A 22,831-nucleotide genomic window follows, 5' to 3' on the forward strand; every position below is an offset into this window, starting at 1 on the left:
GCTGGCGTGGGGCGGGCAATCTACCCCAGCCTGATGAACAAGCGCGTCATCATTACGGGTGGTGGCAGCGGGATCGGCGCCGGTCTGGTCGAGGCCTTTGTCGGTCAAGGGTCGCAGGTCGCGTTCGTCGACGTCATGGACGAAGAGAGCCGTGACGTGGTCGCCCGGCTCGCCCCGAATGCGGTGCATGTGCCGGTCTATCAGCGCTGCGACCTGACCGATATGGCTTCGGTCAAGCGGACCATGGCTGAGCTCGAGGACATTCTCGGCGGCGTCGATATCCTGATCAACAATGCCGCCAATGACGATCGCCACACGATCGAGGAAGTCACGCCCGAATATTGGGACGAGCGGATGGCGGTCAATCTGCGCCACCAGTTCTTCGCGGCCCAGGCCGTGGTGCCGGCGATGAAGCGCGCGGGCCAGGGCGTGATCCTCAATTTTGGCTCGATCAGCTGGCATCTCGCGCTTCCCGATCTCATCCTGTACCAGACGGCGAAGGCAGCGATCGAGGGCATGACGCGCAGCATGGCGCGCGATCTCGGCCGCGCGAACATCCGCGTGAACACCGTGGTGCCGGGCAATGTCCAGACGCCGCGCCAGATGAAATGGTACACGCCCGAGGGCGAGGCCGAGATCGTCGACGCGCAGTGCCTTTCGGGCCGCATCCAGCCCGTCGACGTCGCGGCCCTGGTGCTCTTCCTCGCATCCGACGATGCGAAGATGTGCACCGGCCATGATTATTTCATCGACGCCGGCTGGCGCTGACCATGGCGGCGACCTCAGTGCGCCGCGTGTGCAACGTTGGCGCGACGCTCGGCGAGGGTCCCGTCTGGGTCGGACGCGAGCAGGCACTCTGGTTCGTCGACATCAAGCAGAAGCGCCTCCACCGCTTCGATCCGGCGACCAGCGCGCTGACCAGCTGGGATGCGCCGTCGCAGATCGGCTGGGTCCTCCCGGCGTCAGGCGGCGGCTTCGTCGTTGGCATGCAGCGCGGCATTGAGCGCTTCGATGCCGAGACCGGGGTGTTCACCTCGGTCGTCCAGCCTGAGCCGCATCTGCCCGGCAACCGCCTGAACGACGCCACCACCGATTCGCGGGGCTGCATCTGGTTCGGCTCGATGGATGACGGCGAATCTGGCGTGACCGGCCATCTCTACGCGCTCGATGCCGCCGGTGTGCGCCATGCCGGGCTCGATCCGGTATCGATCACCAACGGCCCAAGCTTCTCGCCCGACGGCCGCACGCTCTATCACACCGATACGCTCGGCAAGGTGATCCACGCCGTCACCGTCAATGATGACGGCACGCTCGGCGCTGCGCGGCCCTTCGTCACCATCGAGGAAGGCGCCGGCTGGCCCGACGGCTCGGTCGTCGATGTCGAGGGCTGTGTCTGGACTGGCCTGTATGGCGGCTGGGGCGTGCGTCGCTACTCGCCGGACGGTGGCTTGCTCGAAGTCGTCAAGCTGCCGGCCGCGAACATCACCAAGCTCGCCTTTGGCGGTCCCGATCTGAAGACGGCCTATGTCACCAGCGCCCGAAAGGGGCTGGACGAGGCCGCGCTCCTGGCCCAGCCTGAGGCCGGAAATCTGTTCGCATTCGAGGTCGACGTGCCCGGCTTGCCGGTGACGGAGGTCGGGAATTTGGGAAGCTAAGCGGCTAATAAAGGCCGGATAATGGAGAGGGGAACAAGAATGGCAACACCAGGCGCGGGGCGGGTCAATATCGCCTTTATCGGGCTGATCGTCGCGGTGGCGACGATCGGCGGCTTCATGTTCGGCTATGACAGCGGCGTGATCAACGGCACGCAGGAGGGGCTGAACAAGGCCTTCGACCTGTCGAAGCTCGGCACCGGCCTCAATGTCGGCGCCATCCTCCTGGGTTGCGCTGCCGGCGCCTTCATTGCCGGCCGTCTCGCAGACGTCATCGGTCGCCGTTCGGTGATGATGATCGCCGCCGTTCTGTTCGTGTTCAGTGCCCTCGGCGCCGGCGCCGCGACCTCCTCGATCATGTTCATCCTCGCCCGCATCGTCGGCGGCCTCGGCGTCGGCGCGGCCAGCGTGCTCGCGCCGGTCTATATCAGCGAGGTCGTGCCAGCGAACATCCGCGGCCGGCTGTCGAGCATCCAGCAGGTGATGATCATCACCGGCCTGACCGGTGCCTTCTTCGCCAACTACGCCCTCGCGCACAGCGCCGGCGGCTCGACCCAAAATCTCTGGTTCGATTATCCGGCATGGCGCTGGATGTTCTGGCTCCAGGTCATCCCCGCCGTCTTCTATTTCTTCACGCTGCTGCTCATCCCGGAAAGCCCGCGCTATCTGGCGATGAAGGGCCGCGATGCCGAGGCCGAGGTGGTGCTGACCAAGCTGTTCGGCGCCGATCACGCCCGGGAGAAGGTCGCCGAGATCCGCGACAGCCTCGCCGCCGATCATCACCGTCCGAAATTCTCCGATCTGCTCGATGCGGGCGGCAAGGTTCGTCCGATCGTCTGGGCCGGTATCGGCCTCGCCGTGTTCCAGCAGTTCGTCGGCATCAATATCGTGTTCTATTACGGTTCGGTGCTGTGGCAGTCGGTCGGCTTCAGCGAAGACGACGCGCTGATCACCAACATCATCTCGGGCCTGGTCTCGATTGCCGCCTGCGTGTTCACGATCTTCACCGTCGACAAAATCGGCCGCAAGCCGCTGCTGCTGTTCGGTTCAGTCGGCATGGCGATCACGCTCGCGACGATGGCCTATTGCTTCTCGACCGCAACCACCGGCGCTGCCGGCCTGCACATGGATCCCATGATCGGCAAGCTCGCCTTTATCAGCGCGCTCGCTTACTCGGCCCTGTTCAACCTCAGCTGGGGCCCGATCATGTGGGTCATGCTCGGCGAGATGTTCCCGAACCAGATCCGCGGTTCCGGTCTGGCCGTCTCGGGTCTCGCGCAATGGGGCGCGAACTTCCTGATCAGCGTCAGCTTCCCGTGGATGGCGGCCAACGCTGGCCTGCCGATCACCTATGGCTTCTATGCCGCGAGCGCCTTCGTCTCCTACTTCTTCGTGAAGGCGCTGGTGAACGAAACCAAGGGCCGCGAGCTCGAAGACATGGTCGGCTGATGACCGTCGCACTCGCGGGGGCGGGGTGGGAGCTTGATCTCCTCCCCGCCCTCGGGGGCGCGATCGGCGCGCTCCGGTATCAGGGCGCCGACATCCTCCGCCCCACCCCCGATGGCGCGACGGATCCGTTGCAAAGCGCCTGCTTCCCGCTCGCCCCCTATGCCAACCGCATCGCCGGCGGCCGGTTCAGCTTTGCCGGACGCGATCTCCAGCTTCCGCTCAATTTCGGCGATCATCCCAACAGCCTGCACGGCACCGGCTGGCAGCGCGGCTGGACAGCAACCGAGGCTGGCACGATGAAGGCGGTGCTGGCACTCACCCATGACGGCGGCGATGGCTGGCCCTGGGCCTGGCACGCCGAACAGATTTTTGCGCTCGACGAGGCTGGGCTCAGCGTCACCCTGACTCTCACGAACAAGTCGCGCGAGCGGATGCCGGCCGGGATCGGCCTCCATCCCTATTTCGCGATTCAGCCCGGCACGACGCTGCGGCTGAACACCGAGCGGGTCTGGCTCACCGACGATCTCCAGATCCCGAGCGAGCCTGCCCCGGCCAACCATTTCGGCGACTGGGCATCAGGCGCCTCGATCGCCGAGGCCGGCTTCATCGATCACAGTTATGAAGGCTGGGACGGTGTCGCCACGCTGGACAAAGGCGACCAGATCGTCCGCGTCACCGCAGAGGGTGCGCGCGACCTGCACCTCTACCACCCAGAGGGCGAAAGCTTCTGCTGCCTCGAGCCGGTGAGCCACCTGCCCGATGCCTTCAACCAGCCCGACGGCGTGTTCGACATTCTGGCCCCGGGCGAAGCTCGCATACTGGTGATGCGGGTTGGAGTGGAGCGGTAGACGTGAGCGCCCGAGGGACGAAAGTCTATCTCCGGCCATTCGCGTGATGGGATCATCCATCAACGGCCATCGAATTTCTTTCGAAGGCTGCGCGGTGAGCTATTCATGGCACGACATTTTACAGATCAGCAACATTAACCTATGTTGTCATAGTGTTGGCTAACTTTTGACGCACTTGCGATTGAGGGAGGCCAATGTTCTCGCCTTGAGCTGGGAGCAACTATGCCACTGTATTTATTTGATATTGTCGACGGCGAAGACCATCGCGATCACCATGGATCAGAGCATGCGGATCTAGCCGCCGCCCGCCTTGAAGCGATTCGATACTCAGGCGAGGTTCTCCGGGAGATGCCCGAGCGTTTCTGGAATGCCGAGCAGTGGACGATGACCGTCTCGGATGCGGAAAGGACGCCTCTGTTCACTCTCCAGTTTATCGCAAAGCCTGTTCCGGCTTAAGCCCGAACCTGGGTCAATTGGCGCAATAAAATGGTTTGCGCGCGCTCTACGTCAGCTCAGGTTGATGTGTCCGTTACTGCTAACAGCGACGAAATGGCGAGCATCCTGACTCCTCAGGCGGCCATACATACCATAACGCGCCCCTGACAATCGTCGCGGGCCGGGCTAGGGGCCAGTCCTGTCGCCCGGAGGGTCAGCTTATGTCGAATATTGATTTTGCCGCGTTCGCGTCGCGCACCCTGGACGATGGCACGATCCCCGAACTCCCGAACCATTATCGGGGCAAGGTCCGCGACAATTATGATTTGCCGGACGGTCGCCGCATCATCATCGCCAGTGATCGGCTGAGCGCCTTTGATCGTATCCTCTGCACAATCCCCTTCAAGGGTGAAGTGCTGACGCAAATCGCCCGCTTCTGGTTCGAACGGACAGCTGACATCTGCGCAAATCATGTCCTCGACTATCCCGACCCGAACGTCCTGCTCTGCCGCCGGCTCGATATCCTCCCGGTTGAAATCGTGGTGCGCGGCTATCTTGCGGGCACGACCGGAACCTCGATCCTCACCCTATACAAGCAGGGCCAGCGTTCGATGTATGGCATGACTCTGCCGGAGGGCCTGCGTGACAATGCCCAATTGCGCGAGCCCATCATCACCCMGACGAGCAAGGAGTTTGACGGCGGGCACGACGAACCGCTCACGCCGGCCGACATTCTGAAGCGCGGATTGCTGACCACGGCACAATGGGACGAGCTCAGCGCGATCGCCCTCGCCCTGTTCGCGCGCGGTCAGGCCTTGGCGGAAGAACGAGGGCTGATCCTGGCCGATACCAAATATGAGTTCGGCGTCACGTCCGAGGGCAAGATCATGCTGGCCGATGAAATCCACACGCCCGACAGCAGCCGCTATTGGCATCAGGCGAGCTACCAGACGCGCTTCGAGGCCGGCCAGCGCCCGGACAGCTTCGATAAGGATTTCGTGCGGTCATGGGTGGCAGCGCGCTGTGATCCCTATGCGGACGAAATCCCCGAAATCCCGCAGGACCTCATCCTCGGCACTGCCGCCGTCTATGTCGAAGCCTATGAGAAGATCGTCGGCCGGCCCTTCATCCCCGATCTCAACGGCGCCACGGTACTGGATCGGGTCCGCGCCAATTTGACGCCGTTTTTCGCAGGGTAATCCGGCTTCACCCCTTTATCGGCGGCAAATCCGGTGCATCGAGTCCGTCGAACGGCTCCCGCCAGGCATGGATAGCTTCAAGCCGGTCATACCAGCGGCGGATCGAAGGATATTCGTCCAGCGGCAGCTTCGCCACATCGTTGAACGGCAAGAACGCCGCCATCCGAAAGTCCGCGTAGGAGACCGTGTCGCCCGCCAGCCACTCCCGGCCGGCCAACTCCGCATCCAGAATGCGGCCGGCCGCATGGAATCGCGATATCCCCTCTTCGAGCTGCACATGATCGATGGGCCCGAGCGCGTACCGCCTTTTGGTCCCGAGCTCGAAATGCACCACGTCGCACGCGCGCATGAAGTTATCTTTGCCCCAGCTGATCCAGCGGATCATTTCCGGCTCATCGTCGCCCCTGCGCCAGAATTCGGAACCGGTGGCACGCGAAAGCCGGCAGGCTATCGCATCCGCCTCCCACAGGCTTTTCCCTGCATCCATAAGGATCGGTATCGAGAGATTGGGATTGAGCGGCCGAAACTTCTCGGATTCGCCGGGCGCGAAAGGCGAGGCGTATTCATACTCGACGTCGGCATTCAGATACTGCGCAACCGCGACCGCAAGGCGAGGATTGGGGTTCCGGCTGAAGTACAGCTTCATTCTGCTTGATCCTGAGTCCATCGATCGCCTCCCGGTAAAACCTCATTGCCGTGAAGCCTGTATGATCCGCAATTGCAACGAAACCTCGCTCCAGCTAACCTGCTGGCAACAGGAGTGAATCATGTTCATTGCGCTATTGGCCGCCGAAGTCGCTCAGCTCGGGCCAAGGGTCCCGGTAGCGACAAGCTTGCGAAAGCCCGAGGTCTCGCGGGAGGTGCGAAAAAGCGCCGGCCGCGTCGTGCGGGCGAAGCTTACGGTCTCCCCAACCGGCAAGGCCTTGCGGTGCGACGTGCTTCAGGAAAGCGGTGATCGCGCCTTTGACGACGCGTCGTGCGCCGCTTTCATGACGTCGCGTTACAGCCCCGGGGCCGACCGGTCCGGCAAGCCTGCCTATGGCATCGTGACCGTGGAGAATGTCTACATCAATCCGCGGGAGAAGCTCGAATATCCGGCGATCTCGGATCTGGTGCTCGCGGTTTCCCGCATGCCCCAGGGCGCAGCCACCTACGAAGTGCACTCAGCTGTTCTGACGGTCGACGCGACCGGCAATGCGGTGGCATGCGACAACCACGTGGGAAAGGAAGCGGCCAATGCGCTCGACAAGCTGCTGTGCACTACAGCGCTGAAGACGGTACATTTCAAGCCGGCGCTGGATGAAGACGGCAAGCCGGTGCCATCCGTGCAGTCATTCAGCGTAATGTTCACGGCGCAAACCGGGCCGGACGACAAGGTGGTGGTAGCGGACGACAACCCCCAAAGAATATTACCGCCTAAATAAAATCACTATCTCCGCAATTCGGGCGCGGAATAGGTGTAGGTGTAGCTCCAGCGCTCTTCCTTCCCAGGGTCCGCCTGCAAGCGGATGAAGCTCTCCACGGTCACGTTCGTCCAGATCGACCACAGCATGACGCGGTCGAGCGGGCGGTCCCCCTGAACTGAATAGCCGAGCCCGGTGCGGGCATCCTCGACCCGAAAACTATAATCGCGCGGCGTGGCGTTGAAACCTTTGAGCCACACGGCAATCATGTCGGTCGGTGCGAAGGGGCGAAGAATGTCGAGGTCATTGCCTTTGACCCGCACCAGATCGGGCCGGCTTATCGATTCAGCCGCAATCGGCCACGGCGCGACGAATTTGTACCCTGAGTCTATGGGCCTGCCGGTCGCAAAAAAATTGTGATCATAGACGCTCGTGACGAGCGGCTTCGTGCCTGTGTTGCGGAGCAGGTGACGGATCACGAGCACGGGTCGATCACCCATGATCTGCATCGTCTTGGTGTACTCATAGCCATATCCGGTCGCCCGGTTGGCCAGGACCTGGCGAAATATGACAGCGCCCTTGGCGATTTTCGTGGTCCACCGGCCGCCATCGACGATCTCATAGGCGCGGTAGCGATCATAGGGTTCGACGTCGGGGCGGCGCAGCACGCCGACGCCGATCTTCAGGAACAAACCGCCAGGCGCAGCCGCGTCGAAGCCCAGCGCTTTGTCGTCGGTTGCAAACTCCTCCGCTGGCCCCTGGCCACTGCTGGCAATGCCGGTGACCACCTCTCCCGTCCCATCGGGGCGAGTCAGCTGCACATTGTTGTAGATCTTGGGATCGACGCGGTCGTACCAGGGGCCATAGACTTCATGACCCCGCACCCGCAGACTGCGGACCATCCCGCTCCAGTCAAAGCGTGTTCCACGATAGCTGCCTGGATCACCAGGTCTCTCGAACCGCAATTGCATCACTGCGTTGCCGATCCGGCCTGGCGATGCGGACGCGAGAGCGGGGGGCGCTATCAGGAGCATCAGCGCGAACAGCTTCGTCTGGAATCGCACGGGATGATCCTCCTATCCGCTTATATATTGGCGGATTATAGGCGTGAAACCCGGGCCGCTGGCAAGCCGCTTAAGCGCTCGTTTGAACGTAACCCCCGAGTTCAGCCGCGGCCCTCCAGGGATGCGTCGTGGCGCCAAGCTGATAAGCTCGGGAGGATTTCGATCTCGACAAAGAGGATGCGAACATGCCGACGAAGTTGATGACAAGGCTTGCCGTTGCGCTCGGTGCAGCGGTCCTGGTGGGCGCCGTCAGCCTCTCGGCCGCCAGGGCCGGCTCAAAACCAGCGCCGGCCCGGTCCGACATCATGGTCCGCCTTGCCATTATCACGATCGACGGTGCTCAGCTCGAAGCCTACAAAGCTATCCTTGCCGAAGAACAGGAGGCCTCCGTCCGGTTGGAGCCGGGCGTCCTGATGCTCCATTCTGTCCAATATGCCGACGATCCGACTCAAATCCGGCTGCTTGAGGTCTATGCCAGCCGAGCCGCGTACGAGGCGCATATCCGCTCGCCGCACTTTCTCAAATACAAGACATCGACTGAGAAAATGGTGAAGTCACTCCAGCTCGTCCCGACCCATGCGATCATGCTCTGCGCGAAATCGAAAGGTCTCGCGGGCGGTGCTGTCACGTGCATCTGACACCTTGTTGAAACAGTAAGCGGCCTGGCCATCACTCGCCACCCATCGCAGTCCGAGCCGCAAGCAAAGACGCTGATCCCCCGCGAGGTCTATACAAGGCGAATGAAGATGTTCGTAGTCAGTCGTTCCGGGCACCCCAGATCCGTGAAGTGATCTGGAGGAATCATTCCCGAATGAAGAGCATTGCTTGGGTAAACGGCAATTCTGCCGCGGTGCCCGGTGATTGCGGCAGTCATTTCATATTCGTCATTTGATCCGCACATGTAACTTTCGCGGGCCCCAAGATGCGCTATCGACGCTAAATAATAGTCGCGCTTGTCTTCGGTTATTCGCTCCAGTCCAGTGGCGCGATGGCGGTAGAGGGCAGTGCCCATGGTGGCGGTCAAATAGTGCAAAATGGCGATCATCTTGCCGCTGGTGTCATCAAAATGCGGATGGCTCTGATACCTTGTGAGCTTTTCGGGGCGCGTCGTTACCCTTGAGAGGGCTGCCGATGTGGCCCCCAGAATCTCTGCCTCGAATGCATCGCTGATAATGGGTGCCAGGGTGTTCAGCATGGGACCGATGTAATCAGCCATCAGGCTGTCGCCTGGCGTGATGAAATGGCGCTCACCCGGATATGGGCCAGTGGCTTGCGGGTAGGGAGACAGCGCGCGCGCGCGACTGACGATCGCGTCAAGGTCGGCGACATAGTTGTCGACAATCAGGACGGGCACTTTTTCGTGTCCGACATGGAGCAAATGTGGTTCGATGTCGTCCGCCTTTTCGAGCCCGTCCGCCCCGCCCGTCGGCCTCCAGATCAGTCCGCTGCCCCACAAGCGCAGAACCAACTATCCCGGACCGCCTATTGCCATCAATGTGCAACGTCAACCACCGGTCTGCGCTGTCAGCTTGACTGCAACTCGTCCCCGTCTGGCGGTAAGAGATGGGCGGATACAATTGGGGGTTTCCGGACGTGTTGATGTCCAATTGATACTGTCACAAGATTGATCTTCCTAAGGTAATCTGACCTTGATCTCTGGTTGAGTGAGCAATTAAATGCACTGCCACCGCAACCAAAAGCCCCGCCGGTTGGCAGCCGCCTGCATTGCGTTGGCAAACCGGCCTCGCCGACCCGGCGTGGTTAGCTGGCATTGCAGGTGGTACCGTAAAGCCGGTGCTGAACCGAAGGGGTCGCGCCTGTGAGGGTGCGGCCCTTTCCTCGCGGGCGACGCGCGCTGGCGAGAATTCCGGTCATGTGAAAGAGCAAAGCGGCCGCTTCTGACGGTACGCCATGTCGCTATGGCCGACTTGCGGCACCGGTTGAATCAAGAGCGCGAACCCGTAGCGGGAATGTTGGAGAGTGTGACATAATTCGGCGCTGGTTTCGGCGTGAAGACGGGCTTTCACGAGGGGAAAGCCGGGAAAACGAGCGTCGGCGTTGGAGAATTATGTCATGCCCATCGGGGTCTGTGACAGTGAGGCTGTGCGGCGAGACATGCGGTACAGCGACGGGTGGCCATCATCGCCTGTTGGAAATGTCATGAGGGTCCACTGACATTTCCTATCTGTACAGAACATTGTACAGATCCGGTCAGGAGAACCAATGATGCGCGCACTCAGCTTTACGGATGCCCCGCCAATCTGAAGGTGCTGATCGGCCCGGTGACGGAGGATCGTGTTCCGGTGATGATCACGCGGCAATGGTTCTCACGCCGCTACAGATTCGTCGTCGCCACGGCGCCATTCGGATGCGGCGAATAGAAGCTTCGGGAGTGAGGCTTACGCTTCCACAGCCTCGCAGATCTCATGGGGCCGGTACGGCTTTGCCAGGAACACACTGTTCGGTGGCATCTGCGAGCCCTCAGGAGCGTTGCCGCCGGACGTCACCACAAGCCTGAGCCGGGGAACCGCCAACAGCGCGAGCATCCCCAGCTCCAGTCCGGTCAGCTTTCCTGGAAGGTTGATGTCCGCCACGATCACGTCGACGGCGTGCTCGTTCAGACGGGCGAGCGCTTCGACCCCAGACTGGGCCTGCAGGACATTATGCCCCGCGTCAGCGAGTATCTCCGCCGTCGCCCGGCGGATCAGAGGCTCATCCTCGAGCACAAGAACGGTACGCACACTCACCACCGCGCCGAACCAGCTTTCGTCGCGGAAGTTCCCGCGATTGGCGCCCCCTCGGCGATGCGATCGATCAAGCGAGCCCGTTGCCGGACGGACTGGGAATTGCGGCGACAGCAATTGCGGTGACGGCTCATTTAATTGCTTAGCCGCGTGCAGTTTATTCTCCCACTTGCCGGAATAAATGCACACCGTAATGCCCAGTCCCGGCCGTTAGCAGCACCTGAACGAATGTCCGGTTTTGGGGAGCGCTCAAGTCGCGCCGAACGACTGCATCTGGGTCATGCGGCTCTTAGGCCGTTGAGGCTAGGCGGCCTTGCTGGGCATCGGTCCAATGTAGCGCGATTGCGGTCGGATAAGGCGTCCGCCAGCCACCTGTTCGGCGGCATGGGCTACCCATCCCGCCACCCGGCCTGCTGCAAACACGCAGGTGAAGGTTTCGCGCGGAAAACCAAGCGCCTCGAGCAGCAGCGCCGTATAAAACTCGACATTGACGTCGAGCGGGCGGTCGGGCTTGCGCCGCCGGAGTGCACCGAGTGCCGCGGTCTCAACGGCGCGGGCGAGGTCGAACCGGTCGCTCGACCCCGCGCGCAGGCGCGTCGTGATCACCCGCTTCAGGGTGTCCGCCCTGGGGTCGCGCACCCGATAGATGCGATGTCCGAAGCCCATCAGCCGCTCGCCGCGGTCGAGCGCCTCCTCAAGCCAGCTCTCGGCCCGGTCCGCGCTCCCGATCGCGTCGAGCATGTCGATGACGGGGCCCGGCGCTCCGCCGTGAAGCGGCCCTTTCAGTGCGCAGAGGCCGGCGGTCACCGCCGAGGTAAGCCCGGCGCGGGTGGAGGCGACAACGCGAGCGGCGAACGTGGAGGCGTTTAGCCCATGATCGCTCACAACTGCGAGGTAGGCGGCGAGCGCGCGGGCGCGGCCCTCGTCGGGACTTTGGCCGAGCATGGCGAGCATATCGGTGGCGTGGTCCGCCGCCGGATCCGGCGCTACCGGATGGCCGCCGTCCAGGGCTCGCGCCATGGCCGGTGTCAGCACGGCGAGCGCCGCGACGAGTTGGAGCGCCGTGCCCAGATCATCTCCATCCGGCAGTTGCGCTATGAGCGCTCGCAGCGCGTCCATGGGGGCGAGGTCCGCAACGGAGGGCATGCGAGGCGCAAGCCTCTCGAATACCGCCGCCCGCGCCTGGCCGAGCATGCCGCCAAGCTCTGGTGCAGTGGGCAGATCAGGAATGAGTCCCGTCCAGAGGAGGTGGAGCAGGGTCTCGAACGGAGGCCCTTCTGCCATGCTCTCTACGTCATATCCACGGATCACCAGCCGTCCGGCTGCGCCGTCGACCATGGACAGCCGGGTTTCCGCCGCGACCACGCCTTCCAGTCCGTCCGCCATTCCAATCTCCGTGATTCGGTAGACGGCAGGTCGCCTTCACGGCTATCCTCGTCAATCTTGATCAATATAATCAACTATGGGATGTCATGTGGCCCAGTGGATTCCGCGTAGCGTAGCGCTCGACCGGCTCGGCATCCGCGCGCAGTCGCTTTATGCCTATGTCAGTCGCGGGCGGATCGCGGCTTTGCCTGACCCTTCAGATCCCAGGCGGAGCCTTTACAGTGCTGACGACGTGGCGTCGCTCGCCGCCCGGCGCGGGCGCGGCCGGTCCCGCAGCGCGGTGGCGAGCGGCTCAATCTCCTGGGGTGAGCCGGTCCTCGAGACAGCCATCTCCACCGTCGCCCATGGCCGGCTTCTCTACCGAGGTCGGGACGCCGTCGAGTTTGCCGGGACCGCCGGACTGGAGGAGGCGGCAGAACTGCTGCTCGGAGCGCGTCCTCTGTCGTCGGACGCGCCGCCTGGTTCAGGGCTGACCGATGCGTTCGCGCACCTCGCCGCGCTCATTCCGGGGGCCCGGCCCTCGTACGGGCGGGTCGAGGGCTCGCTCCTGGGGGAAGCGGTCGGGCTCGTCGGGGTCATGTCCCGCGCGCTCGGAGCAGCGTCTGCGGACACGGTCCACCAAGGCTTCGCGCGTGCCTGGGAGCGACCGGCGGCGGAGGATGCAATACGGCGAGCGTTGGTGCTGATGGCAGACCATGAGCTGAACGCATCCACCTTCGCGGCCCGCGTGACTGCCTCGACCGGTGCACCGCTTGCTGCCTGCCTGATGGCCGGGCTCTCCGCCCTTACCGGACCGCTGCACGGGGCAGCCGCGACGGCAGCGCTAGGGTTCGCGCGCGAAGCCGGGACCGAGGGCGCTGCGGCACTGGTGCGCCGAAGATTGGCGGAGGGCCGCACGTTACCGGGGTTCGGTCACCCACTTTATATTGGCATTGATCCGCGTGCGGCGGCATTGCTCGATGCCATCACGTTGACCGACGAGCTCGCGGAGTTGCGCAGTGTGGTGGTTGCGGAAACAGGTCACGAGCCGAACGTAGACTTCGCCACAGCAGCGCTTGTCATCGTGCAGGATTTGCCGCTGGACGCTGCGATCCGCCTCTTCGCGGCAGCTCGCACCGTGGGTTGGCTGGCCCATGCGATCGAGCAGGTGCGCTCGGGTGGCCTTATTCGCCCGCGAGCTCGGTACGTCGGGCCGCTGCCATAGCCGCCGATGCTCCGGGATTCCGGTGACAGTGCACATATCTAATACATATACTACTGATTTATAATGGTAATTTTTAAAAATCTGATCCCACCAAAACAGTCAGAACCCTACTGACATTTTGCCCGCGCCCACCTTGATTCAACCCCAACCGCACCCGCGCTATCCACAGCGCCATGATCTACAAACCAGAATTCGTGGAGCAAGCCCGCAGGATGTGCCAGCTCGGCGCCACCGACGAGGAGCTGGCCGAGCATTTCGAGGTGTGCGTCCGCACCATCTATCGCTGGCGCAACACCCATGAGGAATTCGCCGAGGCGGTGGTGGTCGGCAAGGAACATGCCGACGCCCGGGTCGAGCGCGCGCTCTATTCCCGAGCCGTCGGGTGCAGCGTCGAGCGCACCAAGGTTTTCAAGCATGTAGGCGACGATAAGCCGGTCTACGCCACCTACACGCACCATTTCCCGCCCGATCCCAACGCTGCACTGCACTGGCTCCGCGTGCGCCAGCCGAGGAAATGGCAAATCCGTGAGGAGGTTAAGAGCGATCCCACCGCCAAGGAGATGATCGAAAAGGCGCTCGCCCGTGCCGACGCGTACACGTCGACGCTGGTGCCGCTCCGCCGCCCACCGCCAGAGGCCGCCGTGCCGGAGTCCCCGCCAAAGCCGGAGCCGCCGCCCGAGCCGGACCCCAAGCCAGCGCCACCGCCCGAGCCGCCGCCCGAGCCGGACCCCGCGCCCGAGCCTCTGCCCCCGTCAGAGCCCGGGCCGCTATTCCCCGGGACGACCTCGCCCTCCTCTGCCCCGCGGTCTGGCTGCGCCATTATCTACGCCCCCGTCTACGCCCCGATTCCCTAGGGTGACACGCGCAACCGTGGCACCCCGCGCCGCCGCCGCGCACGCAAAAGGGGAAACCGGCATGAAGAAGCTTGGACAAAACCCCCAAGCCCAAGCAAGATCGACTTGCCATTATGTCTGACATATCAGATCACTGGCGCGAGCGATGCGGGCCGGGGGTGCACCCCGGCCGAAGCAGCGCCCGAGGATGTCTGGCCCCACGCTCCCACGCGGGTCCTGCTACGCGAACTGCTATCAAGCTTCCCACGTCAGGAGTTTCCCATGAACGACCTAACCCGCCGCAAAATGGTAACCTCCGGCCTGGCGCTCACCGCCGCCACGATGCTCCCGCGCACCGCCCTCGCAAAGCCGCTGGACGCAGCCGCCCGCCTGAACACAGGCACGCTCCCCCGCGAGGAACTGCTGTTCGACTTCGGCTGGCGGTTCGCCTTCGGGCACGGCACTGATCCCGCCAAGGATTTCGGCTTCGGCGCGGGGCAGGGGGATTTCGCCAAGACCGGCGACTTCAAGATCTCCAAGCACGCCTTTGACGATAGCGGCTGGCGCGCGGTCGATCTGCCGCATGACTGGGCGGTTGAGCTCCCCTTCGTCAATGATGAGGGCGGTGAAGGCGAAAGCAAGACTCGCTCGCACGGCTACAAGCCGCTCGGCCGCCGCTATCCCGAAACCAGCATCGGCTGGTATCGGCGGGTCTTCGAAATCCCGGAGAGCGATCGCGGCCGCCGCATCTGGATCGAGTTCGACGGCGCGCTCCGCGATGCGGTCGTCTTCGTCAATGGCAGCTTCATCGGCCGCAACGACAATGGCTATGCGCCCTTCCGCTTCGACGTCACCGATTTCCTTGCCTATGGCGCCAAGAATGTCGTCGTCGTGCGGCTCGATGCGAGCTTTGGCGATGGCTGGTTCTACGAAGGCGCCGGGCTGTATCGCCATGTCTGGCTGACCAAGCATGATCCGCTCCATATCGGCAAATGGGACAGCGTCGTCCGCGCCGCACCGGCCGACGGCGGGGCAAAGGTCGATCTCGCCACGGTCGTTCAAAATGAAAGCGATCAGCCCGCCGAAGCCGCGATCGAGTGGACGATCCTCGACGCTGACGGCCACACCGTCGCGACGGCGACCGCGCCCGCCCGGGAGATCGCCCCCGGCGCCTCGGCCGATTTCTCCGCCGCCGCGACCATCGCCGCCGCCCAGCTTTGGGGGCCGGGCCAGCCCTATCTCTACTCTGCCGTCGTGAAGGTGCTGAGCGGCGGCGCGCTGCGCGATGCCGAGCGCGTGTCGTTCGGCGTGCGCAGCGCGCGCTTCGATGCGGACAAGGGCTTCTTCCTCAACGGCAAGTCGGTGAAGATCCAGGGCACCTGCAACCATCACGATCATGCCGGCGTCGGCGCCGCCCTGCCGGACCAGCTGCACGCCTTCCGCCTGTCGGTGCTGCAGGAAATGGGCTGCAACGCGGTGCGCACCTCGCACAATATGCCGACGCCCGAATGGGTCGAGGCGTGTGACCGCGCCGGCGTGATGATGATGTGCGAAACGCGCCAGATGAGCTCCAACCCCGAAGGGTTGATGGAGCTCGAGCTGATGGTGAAGCGCCATCGCAACTCGCCGTCGATCATCATCTGGTCGATCGGCAATGAGGAATGGCTGCTACAATCGGGCGAGATGGCCAAGCAGGGCGCTGCGATCGCGGCGACCATGGTGAAGCACTGCCACGCGCTCGATCCAACCCGCGTCGTTTCCGCGGCGGTCAACGGCACCAACGAGCAGGGCGTGTCGGATCCGCTCGACATCATCGGCTTCAATTACAATTCGAAATTCCCGGACGATTTCCACAAGAAGCATCCGACCCGCCCGGTCTACGGATCGGAGACGTCGAGCGCGATTTCCACGCGCGGCGAATATTCCAGCGACAAGGCGCGCAACACCATCAGCAGCTATGACGGCGTCGTGCCCTGGGGCGAAACGCCTGAGCAATGGTGGAGCATCTACGGCTCGCGCGAATGGCTCGCCGGCGGCTTCGCCTGGACCGGCTTCGATTATCGCGGCGAGCCCACGCCCTATGGCTGGCCGTCGATCAACTCCCAGTTCGGCATCGTCGACATGTGCGGCTTCCCGAAGGATTATTTCTATTATTACAAGGCGTGGTGGCGCACCCAGCCGAGCCTTCACCTCTTCCCGCACTGGAACTGGTCGGGCCGCGAAGGCGAGGAGATCGCGATCTGGGTCTATTCGAACCTCGATGAGGTCGAACTGCTCGTCAACGGCAAGAGCCTCGGCGTGCAGCGCGTGCCGCATCTCGGCCATCTCGCCTGGAAAGCGGTCTATCAGCCCGGCGTCATCGAAGCCCGCGGCAGGCGCGGCGGCCGCGTGGTGCTGACCGAGCGGCACGAAACGACTGGCCCCGCCCACTCGCTCCGCATGACCGCTGATCGCACCTCGATCGATGCCGACGGCGAAGACGTCGCCATGGTGCGGGTCGAGGCACTCGACGCGAAGGGCCGCCCGGTCCCGACCGCGAACCACAAGCTGCGCTTCAGGGTCTCCGGCGCGGGCAAGCTGATCGGTGTCGGCAATGGCGATCCGAACTGCCTGGAAAGCGACAAGGGCTCCGAACGCTCGCTGTTCAACGGCCTGGCGCAGCTCATCATCCAGTCCGGCAAGCGCAGCGGCCCGATCATGATCGAAGCCGTGGAAGCCTCCCCGTTCGCCACCCCCTTGGCACCCGCGAAGCTGCTCCTGCGAGCCCAAAGCGCAAAGCTCCGCCCGGCGGTGCCCTTGGTCTGAAGAAGGCGGGGGGACGGTTGCCAGACTTCGCCCTCTCCCAGCGGGAGAGGAGTGTTGGGTGAACAGCGCCCCGCGCTGTTCAGGCCATGCCGGGGGCATGGCCGACCCAACACTGGGCCCGCCGCGTAGCGGCGGGAAGGGTGAGGGTGACTGGTAGGAACGAGCGCCTCGCCATCAACCTCACCCCGCGCTGCTGCGCAGCTTGCCCCTCTCCTAAGAGGAGAGGGGAAGAACGGCGCCAGCAATATGTGTGAATCCAGTAGCCTAAGGGGAGGGGCTCACAGGTTTCGATCCTGCAATCTCGTCTAGGAACCCCCACGCCCCCTGACGACAACCCTCCCATCCTCAACCGCAACCACCTCATCCCAGCCAACCCGCCGCCCACGCCCCCCACCAAACAGCCGCGACAAAAAGCTCCCAGCCCCAACCCCAAGCGCAACAACCCGCCCCCGCTCGGCATGAACCTCGGACACACGCCCAATGGCTTCGCCCGTTTCGGACTCAACCCTGGCACCACAAAGATCGCCCAACCGCATCAGGCACCTCCAACCCGAGGCAACAGCCGCGCCGCTGCCACCTCGCCCCGGGCAAGCCCCAGCTCATCCGCCCGACACCGCAGACACAGCACGCTCGTGATGCTCTCCACCTCGCCCCACGGCACGCGCACACAGCCACCGCCCGCAACGCGCCGAACCAGCCACATCGCCCAGCGCGGCAGCCGCGAAGCATAAGCCCCCGGCCCGACCAGAACCGCCGCGATCACCAGCTCACCGCCCGGCTCGCCATCCAGCTCGACATCATCGACGATGCCGCAATTGCAGCCGTCCACGTCGATGATCTGGAGATCGCGCACCTCGCCGATCAGCCCGATCCGGTCGGTCGCCTTCACAGCTGCCCTCCACGCGTCAGGACGAACAGGGGCAAAGCGGCCAGGGCGGCGATGCAGATCAGGACGAAGAAGCCCCAGCCCAGAGTCCTCGAGACCATGCCATTCACATGCTCGCCCATCAGCTGGCGGTCGCCGGCGATCAGCAGCAGCGGCAGATAGGTGAAGGGCAGCACCAGAACCGAGGCGACCACGGCAAATTCGGCGAGCTGGACTGGTTCGGCGCCGGTCATGACGATCGCCAGCGCCGCCGCGAAGAAGGCGAGCCAGGAGAGCGTAAAGCGCGGCGCCTCGCGCGGTGCCTGGCTGCGCCCCCAGCGCCAGCCGAAGAACTGCCCCACGCTATAGGCATTGGCGAGGCAGGTCTCGATCGCGGCCCCCGCAATGGCGAAGAACATGCCGGCGAGCGCGAGCAGCAGTCCCGTCTTGCCGAACGGCACTGCCGCCAGCAGTGCGACTGTCCCCGGCATTTCCGGCGAGATGCCCGCCGGGCCGAACAGCTGCGCGCCGCCTGCCATCAGCGCCAGCGCGAGCAGCGAGCCGAGCCCGAAGCCGACTATGGTCGTCACGCGATTGACGGCCAGGTCCTTCGGCCCCCAATCCTCCTCGATCCCGCCCGAAGAATAGAAGCAGGTCTCGTAAGGGAAGGTGACTGCGCTCAGCAGCGCGACCGCGAAATAGCTGAAGGCGATCAGGTCGATATGCGAAAGCCCCGCGGGGACTTGCGGCACGAGCCCGCCCGCGATCGCGTGCCAGGGCGGATGGATCGCGACGATGGCCACCAGGAAGATGATCATGAAAAGGCCGAGCAGGCCGTAGCAGCGCTCGATCCATTTGAACGGCAGCAGCCAGATCGAGGCGGCGAAGGTGAGTGTCGCCGCGATCGCCATCAGCCGGAAGGGCAGGCCGCTGACCAGCTGGAGGATCAGCGCGACCCCGCCGATCTCCGCTGCGCAGATGATCGTGTTCGCGATCAGCGATGCGATCAGCACGATCAGGCCGAACGAGAGGCCGAGCCGGTGGCGCATCAGGTTGAACAAGGGTTGCTTGCCGATCGCGGCGGTGCGCCCGCTCATCTCGCCGAACACGATGATGATGATCGTCGCCAGCACCACCAGCCAGACCAGCGCATAGCCGAAGCGCGACCCCGCCTGGGGCATGAAGACCAGCTCGCTGACATCGACGAAGCCGCCAACGGCCGTCAATATGCCGAGCGAAAGTTCAGCGATCTTCAAGGCTTTTCTCGATCGCGTCGAGCATGTCGGCGGCGGATTTCAGCTGCGGCTCGCTCACAGCCGAGGCCGAGAGCACGGCATCAACAGCCGCCGTCGCGTCTCGGTTCTTCAGCGCCGGGCGATCGGAAGCGAGCCCCTGCCTCGCCTCTTGCCGCATCTCGTCGGCGTACGTCGCGGGCACCCGCCCCGCCGCCGCCATCCCCTCGACCGCAGCCCATTCCGCCAGCAGCGAATGCGCACTCTTCACCGCCGCCAGCTCAGCGCCCCCACCCCCGCAGCCGGCGAGGGTCAACGGCAAGAACAGGCATAAGGATCGGCCAGCCATCCGAGAACAACGCAGTCGATACACCGCCGTTCCGAGATGCCCGCCCTGCTTTTGAACACCCGTGCATTGCCGGTGCCCCGCCGGTCTGCGCCACCTGCGAGCGCAAAGCGGGCGTGGCGAGACCAGTCGAGACGCGAAAAACGATCAGGCACTTGTCCTGATCGGTGAAATGCCTGACGATTGTTGCATGATGAGATACATCCCGATCCTGCTCCTGCTCGCGCAGCCTTTACCGGCCGCGGCGCAGGCGGCGGATACACCGCAAGGCTTGCCCGATCCCGCGACGGTGAAGCTTCCCGATGTCTCCCCTTCGCAGGATCCGAAAGTCCGTAGCGAGGGCTATAAATTCTATTACTTCAACAATCCCTCAGTCAGCTTCGCCGACGCTTATCGGGATCTCCTGGAATGCCGCGGGCATCTGGTCGTGGCGGGGCCGGCAAAGGTCCCGGGGTTCATTCCGTGGGACGAGGCCCATCGGCGAAAGACCAGGCAGGGTTCGCCCATGGTCGTTGGCCCCGACATGTTAACGGCCATGGTCGGCGTTGTCGTCTTCAGCGGGCTGGCCGCGATCATCGCGCCCAAGATGGAGCGCGGCGCGCGCAGCAACAAGATGCGCCGCTGCATGGGCACCCGCGGCTATGAGCGCTATGCGATCACCGAAGACGCCTGGAATGCGCTGAACAAGGATGACGAGCAGCAATTGCTGCTGATGCAGGCCAAGCTCGCCGCTTCGCCCAAGCCACAGGATGAGGCGGTAACCGAATGAAACGGATCGCACTCGCGCTGCTCGGCCTGTCCATCGCCGTGGCGACACCGGTTACGGCCCTAGCGAAGGACAATGCCGGCGTCACACCGCTGCTGACCGCCCCCGCGGCTCTTCGCGCCGATGTTGCCTATCTGCTCCTGAGGACGAGCCACGCGAAATCGGGCATGTCCGCCATCCAGCACGTGATGCTGCGCATTCCAACCACGCAGGAACTGGACGAGTATCGTGCGGCCCGGAAGCTCGCTTATGACAAGGCCCTGCCCGAGCTCACCAAAAAGGCGAAGGACGGCAAGGCGCCCGGCATCGACACATTCGAGTTCGATTATGCCGGCAAGGCCAACAGCTTCGTCGTCGATTCGGGCAAGTTCCTCGAAGACGGCGAGATGCGCACGATCCTGCTCGAAGTTCCGCCCGGGACCTATATCCTGTACGGGGTTATGGCGGGCGGCAACATGCTGGTGACGTGCAACTGCCTGGGCACCGTTCGTTTCGACGCGCGGGCCGGGGTGATCACCGATATCGGTTCGCTCTATGCCGACAAGGTCCACAAGCCATCCCCTGTCCCGCATCTTGAGGACAATCTGGGGGCATCTATGTTCCAATACGGCCTTGTGCTTGGCGAGGCGCTGGTGCCGCCGGACTCGACCACGCCGGTTCCCGCAGCGCTGCGCTCCCTTGGTCTCGTGCCAGCGCAGTTCGAGGTGGTCGGCGAATATTACGAGCCCGGCGCCGGCGGCATCAACCGGCTCGCGCCGATCCCCGGCATCCTGGGCTATGAGCATGGCCGGGCGGTCGATCTGCGGACCGGCAAGCCGGGGCAATAAGGCCCCCGCGGCTAGCGCTCGGTCGCGATTCACCTACTGGCCGCATGCAGCAACGTCCAATACGGAAACTGCGTGCAAGCCGCGTCAGTCAGCCCCGCCGGCCCTCGCAAACGGCCCGACCGTCGCACCGATGAACCCGCCGGCATGCTTGGTGCTCAGGATCGTCGCATCGAGGTCCTTCGCCACCACATGCCAGGTCCCGTCAGCCCCCGCATAGAGGAAGTCGCAGAGCGCGCCGCGCAGCACGATCCGCAGCCGCACCGTCGTGCCCTTGAACGGCACCGAGGCAACCGGCACGCCGCCGGCCAGATCCTTCGGCCCGTTGCGCTTCTCCACCACGATCGCCGATCCCGCAGCAGTGCGGGCGAGCGACAGGGCGTAGAAATAGGCGGGGTCCTGCACCACCGCGATCCCCGCGCGGTCACCCTCACGCTTCGACGCGAACCGCACCAGCGTCTCTGCCGTCGCCCAGCCATGCTGCACGCGCCGGCCGAGATACGAAGGGTCTCCCGCCCCACCGATCGCCACCGGCCGTGCGACCAGCCCGAGCGCACCGCCCGACAGCCCGTGCCACTGCGTATCGGTCGCCCTGATCTGCACCCAATAAGGCGCCAGCGCCTTCCCGGTGAACTCGTCGCGGACATGGAAGGCACCGCTGTTCGGCACCGCCGCCGCCTGGCGCGGCAGGGCGGGCCGGGCATGGACGTATGGAACAGCCGCCCCCGGCGCGGTCACTTCCGGCCAGCCATTCTGCCAGCGCACCGGCAGCAGGAAGGTCTCGCGGCCGATATTGTAGAAGTCGTCCCGGTACGGCCGGGTGCCGAGGAAGACGCTCCACCAGTCGCCCTTGGGCGTGGCGACGAAATCGGCATGGCCGGTCGAGGTGATCGGAAAGGGCCGCGCCGGATCGAGCGTGCGCTGGGTCAGGATCGGATTGACCGGCCCGGGCTCATAGGGCCCGGTGACCGATCGGCTGCGGAACACCACTTCGCTATGGTTCTCCGCCGTACCGCCCTCGGCCGCGATCAGGTAATAAAGACCGTCCTTGCGGAAGAGGTGCGGGCCTTCGATCCAGATCGGCTTGTCGGCCGGGCGTACCCCGCCATCGACGATCACGCTGCGCTCGCCAACCGGCTTCATCGTCCGCGTGTCGAAGCGCTGGACCCAGATCGCACGGTGGCCGTCATAGCGCGGCTTGCCCACCGGCGGACCGTTGTTGAGGATCCAGGCCTGGCCATCATCATCGAAGAACAGCGAGGGATCGATGCCGTCGATCGGGTTCCAGTGCGGGTCGGACCAGGGGCCGGCCGCGCTCTTCGCCGTCATCACGAAATTGCCGCCGCAATCGACGCAGGTGCCGGCGAGATAGAAGAGCCCGGCATGAAAAGTGATGTCGGGCGCGAAGATGCCGCGCGACAGGCCGATATGCTTGAAGTCGAATTGCCCGGGCCGGTCGATCGCATTGCCGATCTGGATCCAGGAAACGAGATCGCGGCTGCGGAAGATCGGCAGGCCGGGGAAGTAGCTGAAGCTCGAATTGACGAGATAATAGTCGCTGCCGACCCGGAGGATCGAGGGATCGGGATAGAAGCCCTGCAGGATCGGGTTGCGATACGCCTCCGGCCCGGCCTTCATCGCGCGGTCGACCGGGTCCTCACCGCGATAATCGAACCAGTCGAAATAGGCGATGGGCACTGGCGCCGCCGCAACGAGGAGCGGCAGCGCCAGCAGCGCGGCGATCATGGCCCGTATCCGCATCAGTCCCCCATCACC

The 22,831-nt window shown here is 64.1% G+C and carries 23 protein-coding genes; 13 read left to right on the forward strand and 10 right to left on the reverse strand.

From position 1 onward, the window contains the following. Window positions 1-6 precede the first annotated feature (6 nt). From xylB to AC1DVS_RS05225, 6 genes are all read left to right on the forward strand, one after another. Window positions 7-768 (forward strand): D-xylose 1-dehydrogenase, encoded by a 762-nt coding sequence (gene xylB / locus AC1DVS_RS05200; protein ID WP_478021271.1) that lies wholly within the window; start codon window positions 7-9, stop codon window positions 766-768. Between the two features lie 2 nt (window positions 769-770). Continuing rightward, window positions 771-1,655 (forward strand): SMP-30/gluconolactonase/LRE family protein, encoded by an 885-nt coding sequence (locus AC1DVS_RS05205; RefSeq protein ID WP_478020838.1) that lies wholly within the window; start codon window positions 771-773, stop codon window positions 1,653-1,655. Window positions 1,656-1,694: 39 nt separating this feature from the next. Continuing rightward, complete coding sequence (locus tag AC1DVS_RS05210; protein ID WP_478020840.1) at window positions 1,695-3,101, forward strand: sugar porter family MFS transporter; 1,407 nt, start codon at window positions 1,695-1,697, stop codon at window positions 3,099-3,101. Continuing rightward, a complete protein-coding gene (locus AC1DVS_RS05215) occupies window positions 3,101-3,949 on the forward strand; it encodes an aldose 1-epimerase (RefSeq protein WP_478020842.1) in 849 nt (282 codons plus the stop codon). The genes AC1DVS_RS05210 and AC1DVS_RS05215 overlap by 1 nt, the downstream gene beginning before the upstream one ends. Before the next feature lie 222 nt (window positions 3,950-4,171). After that, window positions 4,172-4,405: a DUF6894 family protein gene (locus AC1DVS_RS05220; protein WP_478020844.1), complete on the forward strand. Its 234-nt coding sequence runs from the start codon at window positions 4,172-4,174 to the stop codon at window positions 4,403-4,405. 200 nt (window positions 4,406-4,605) lie between these two features. Then, window positions 4,606-5,583 carry a phosphoribosylaminoimidazolesuccinocarboxamide synthase gene (locus tag AC1DVS_RS05225; protein WP_478020846.1) on the forward strand — a complete coding sequence of 326 codons (978 nt, stop codon included), beginning with the start codon at window positions 4,606-4,608 and terminating at the stop codon, window positions 5,581-5,583. Window positions 5,584-5,590: 7 nt separating this feature from the next. On the opposite strand, the gene AC1DVS_RS05230 is transcribed toward AC1DVS_RS05225, so the two are convergent. Then, entirely contained in the window at window positions 5,591-6,229 is a 639-nt protein-coding gene (locus AC1DVS_RS05230) for a glutathione S-transferase family protein (RefSeq protein ID WP_478020847.1), read from the reverse strand. Between the two features lie 121 nt (window positions 6,230-6,350). Here AC1DVS_RS05230 and AC1DVS_RS05235 point away from each other — a divergent pair, with 121 nt between their 5' ends. Then, window positions 6,351-7,007 (forward strand): energy transducer TonB, encoded by a 657-nt coding sequence (locus tag AC1DVS_RS05235; RefSeq protein ID WP_478020849.1) that lies wholly within the window; start codon window positions 6,351-6,353, stop codon window positions 7,005-7,007. Between the two features lie 5 nt (window positions 7,008-7,012). On the opposite strand, the gene AC1DVS_RS05240 is transcribed toward AC1DVS_RS05235, so the two are convergent. Then, window positions 7,013-8,050, reverse strand: coding sequence for a hypothetical protein (locus tag AC1DVS_RS05240; RefSeq protein WP_478020851.1), 1,038 nt, complete (start codon window positions 8,048-8,050; stop codon window positions 7,013-7,015). 185 nt (window positions 8,051-8,235) lie between these two features. On the opposite strand from AC1DVS_RS05240, the gene AC1DVS_RS05245 reads away from it, so the two are divergent. Next, complete coding sequence (locus AC1DVS_RS05245; protein WP_478020852.1) at window positions 8,236-8,688, forward strand: putative quinol monooxygenase; 453 nt, start codon at window positions 8,236-8,238, stop codon at window positions 8,686-8,688. 89 nt (window positions 8,689-8,777) lie between these two features. Here AC1DVS_RS05245 and AC1DVS_RS05250 read toward each other — a convergent pair whose 3' ends face one another. From AC1DVS_RS05250 to AC1DVS_RS05260, 3 genes are all read right to left on the reverse strand, one after another. After that, complete coding sequence (locus tag AC1DVS_RS05250) at window positions 8,778-9,518, reverse strand: DUF6445 family protein (RefSeq protein ID WP_478020854.1); 741 nt, start codon at window positions 9,516-9,518, stop codon at window positions 8,778-8,780. Between the two features lie 931 nt (window positions 9,519-10,449). After that, entirely contained in the window at window positions 10,450-10,983 is a 534-nt protein-coding gene (locus tag AC1DVS_RS05255) for a response regulator (protein ID WP_478020856.1), read from the reverse strand. A gap of 114 nt (window positions 10,984-11,097) precedes the next feature. Further along, the gene (locus AC1DVS_RS05260) at window positions 11,098-12,180 is read right to left on the reverse strand and encodes a citrate synthase/methylcitrate synthase (protein ID WP_478020858.1); all 1,083 of its coding nucleotides are present in this window, start codon (window positions 12,178-12,180) and stop codon (window positions 11,098-11,100) included. A 76-nt stretch (window positions 12,181-12,256) separates the two neighbouring features. Here AC1DVS_RS05260 and AC1DVS_RS05265 point away from each other — a divergent pair, with 76 nt between their 5' ends. The 3 genes from AC1DVS_RS05265 to galA all read left to right on the forward strand — a co-directional run bounded on the left by AC1DVS_RS05265 (window position 12,257) and on the right by galA (window position 17,022). Beyond that, the gene (locus tag AC1DVS_RS05265) at window positions 12,257-13,384 is read left to right on the forward strand and encodes a citrate synthase (RefSeq protein ID WP_478020860.1); all 1,128 of its coding nucleotides are present in this window, start codon (window positions 12,257-12,259) and stop codon (window positions 13,382-13,384) included. A 173-nt stretch (window positions 13,385-13,557) separates the two neighbouring features. Beyond that, window positions 13,558-14,238 (forward strand): hypothetical protein, encoded by a 681-nt coding sequence (locus AC1DVS_RS05270; RefSeq protein WP_478020861.1) that lies wholly within the window; start codon window positions 13,558-13,560, stop codon window positions 14,236-14,238. A gap of 261 nt (window positions 14,239-14,499) precedes the next feature. Further along, a complete protein-coding gene (galA, locus tag AC1DVS_RS05275) occupies window positions 14,500-17,022 on the forward strand; it encodes a beta-galactosidase GalA (RefSeq protein WP_478020862.1) in 2,523 nt (840 codons plus the stop codon). Between the two features lie 305 nt (window positions 17,023-17,327). Here the strand turns inward: galA and AC1DVS_RS05280 are convergent, their stop codons facing one another. From AC1DVS_RS05280 to AC1DVS_RS05295, 4 genes are read right to left on the reverse strand one after another with little or no spacing between them, the layout of a single operon-like run. Further along, window positions 17,328-17,558 (reverse strand): PRC-barrel domain-containing protein, encoded by a 231-nt coding sequence (locus tag AC1DVS_RS05280; RefSeq protein ID WP_478020863.1) that lies wholly within the window; start codon window positions 17,556-17,558, stop codon window positions 17,328-17,330. Further along, a complete protein-coding gene (locus AC1DVS_RS05285; RefSeq protein WP_478020865.1) occupies window positions 17,558-17,911 on the reverse strand; it encodes a PRC-barrel domain-containing protein in 354 nt (117 codons plus the stop codon). Before AC1DVS_RS05285 ends, AC1DVS_RS05280 begins: the two co-directional genes overlap by 1 nt. Beyond that, window positions 17,908-19,143: an NRAMP family divalent metal transporter gene (locus AC1DVS_RS05290; protein WP_478020867.1), complete on the reverse strand. Its 1,236-nt coding sequence runs from the start codon at window positions 19,141-19,143 to the stop codon at window positions 17,908-17,910. Before AC1DVS_RS05290 ends, AC1DVS_RS05285 begins: the two co-directional genes overlap by 4 nt. Further along, the gene (locus AC1DVS_RS05295; RefSeq protein WP_478020869.1) at window positions 19,130-19,468 is read right to left on the reverse strand and encodes a hypothetical protein; all 339 of its coding nucleotides are present in this window, start codon (window positions 19,466-19,468) and stop codon (window positions 19,130-19,132) included. Before AC1DVS_RS05295 ends, AC1DVS_RS05290 begins: the two co-directional genes overlap by 14 nt. A 187-nt stretch (window positions 19,469-19,655) precedes the next feature. Here AC1DVS_RS05295 and AC1DVS_RS05300 point away from each other — a divergent pair, with 187 nt between their 5' ends. Continuing rightward, on the forward strand, window positions 19,656-20,234 hold the full coding sequence (locus tag AC1DVS_RS05300; protein ID WP_478020871.1) for a hypothetical protein: 579 nt from the start codon (window positions 19,656-19,658) through the stop codon (window positions 20,232-20,234). Next, window positions 20,231-21,058 carry a hypothetical protein gene (locus AC1DVS_RS05305; protein WP_478020873.1) on the forward strand — a complete coding sequence of 276 codons (828 nt, stop codon included), beginning with the start codon at window positions 20,231-20,233 and terminating at the stop codon, window positions 21,056-21,058. Before AC1DVS_RS05300 ends, AC1DVS_RS05305 begins: the two co-directional genes overlap by 4 nt. Window positions 21,059-21,142: 84 nt before the next feature. On the opposite strand, the gene AC1DVS_RS05310 is transcribed toward AC1DVS_RS05305, so the two are convergent. After that, window positions 21,143-22,816, reverse strand: a complete 1,674-nt coding sequence (locus AC1DVS_RS05310) for a glycoside hydrolase family 43 protein (RefSeq protein WP_478020875.1) — start codon at window positions 22,814-22,816, stop codon at window positions 21,143-21,145. Window positions 22,817-22,831: the final 15 nt, after the last annotated feature.

Source organism: Sphingomonas sp. P3_C5, assembly GCF_056402635.1.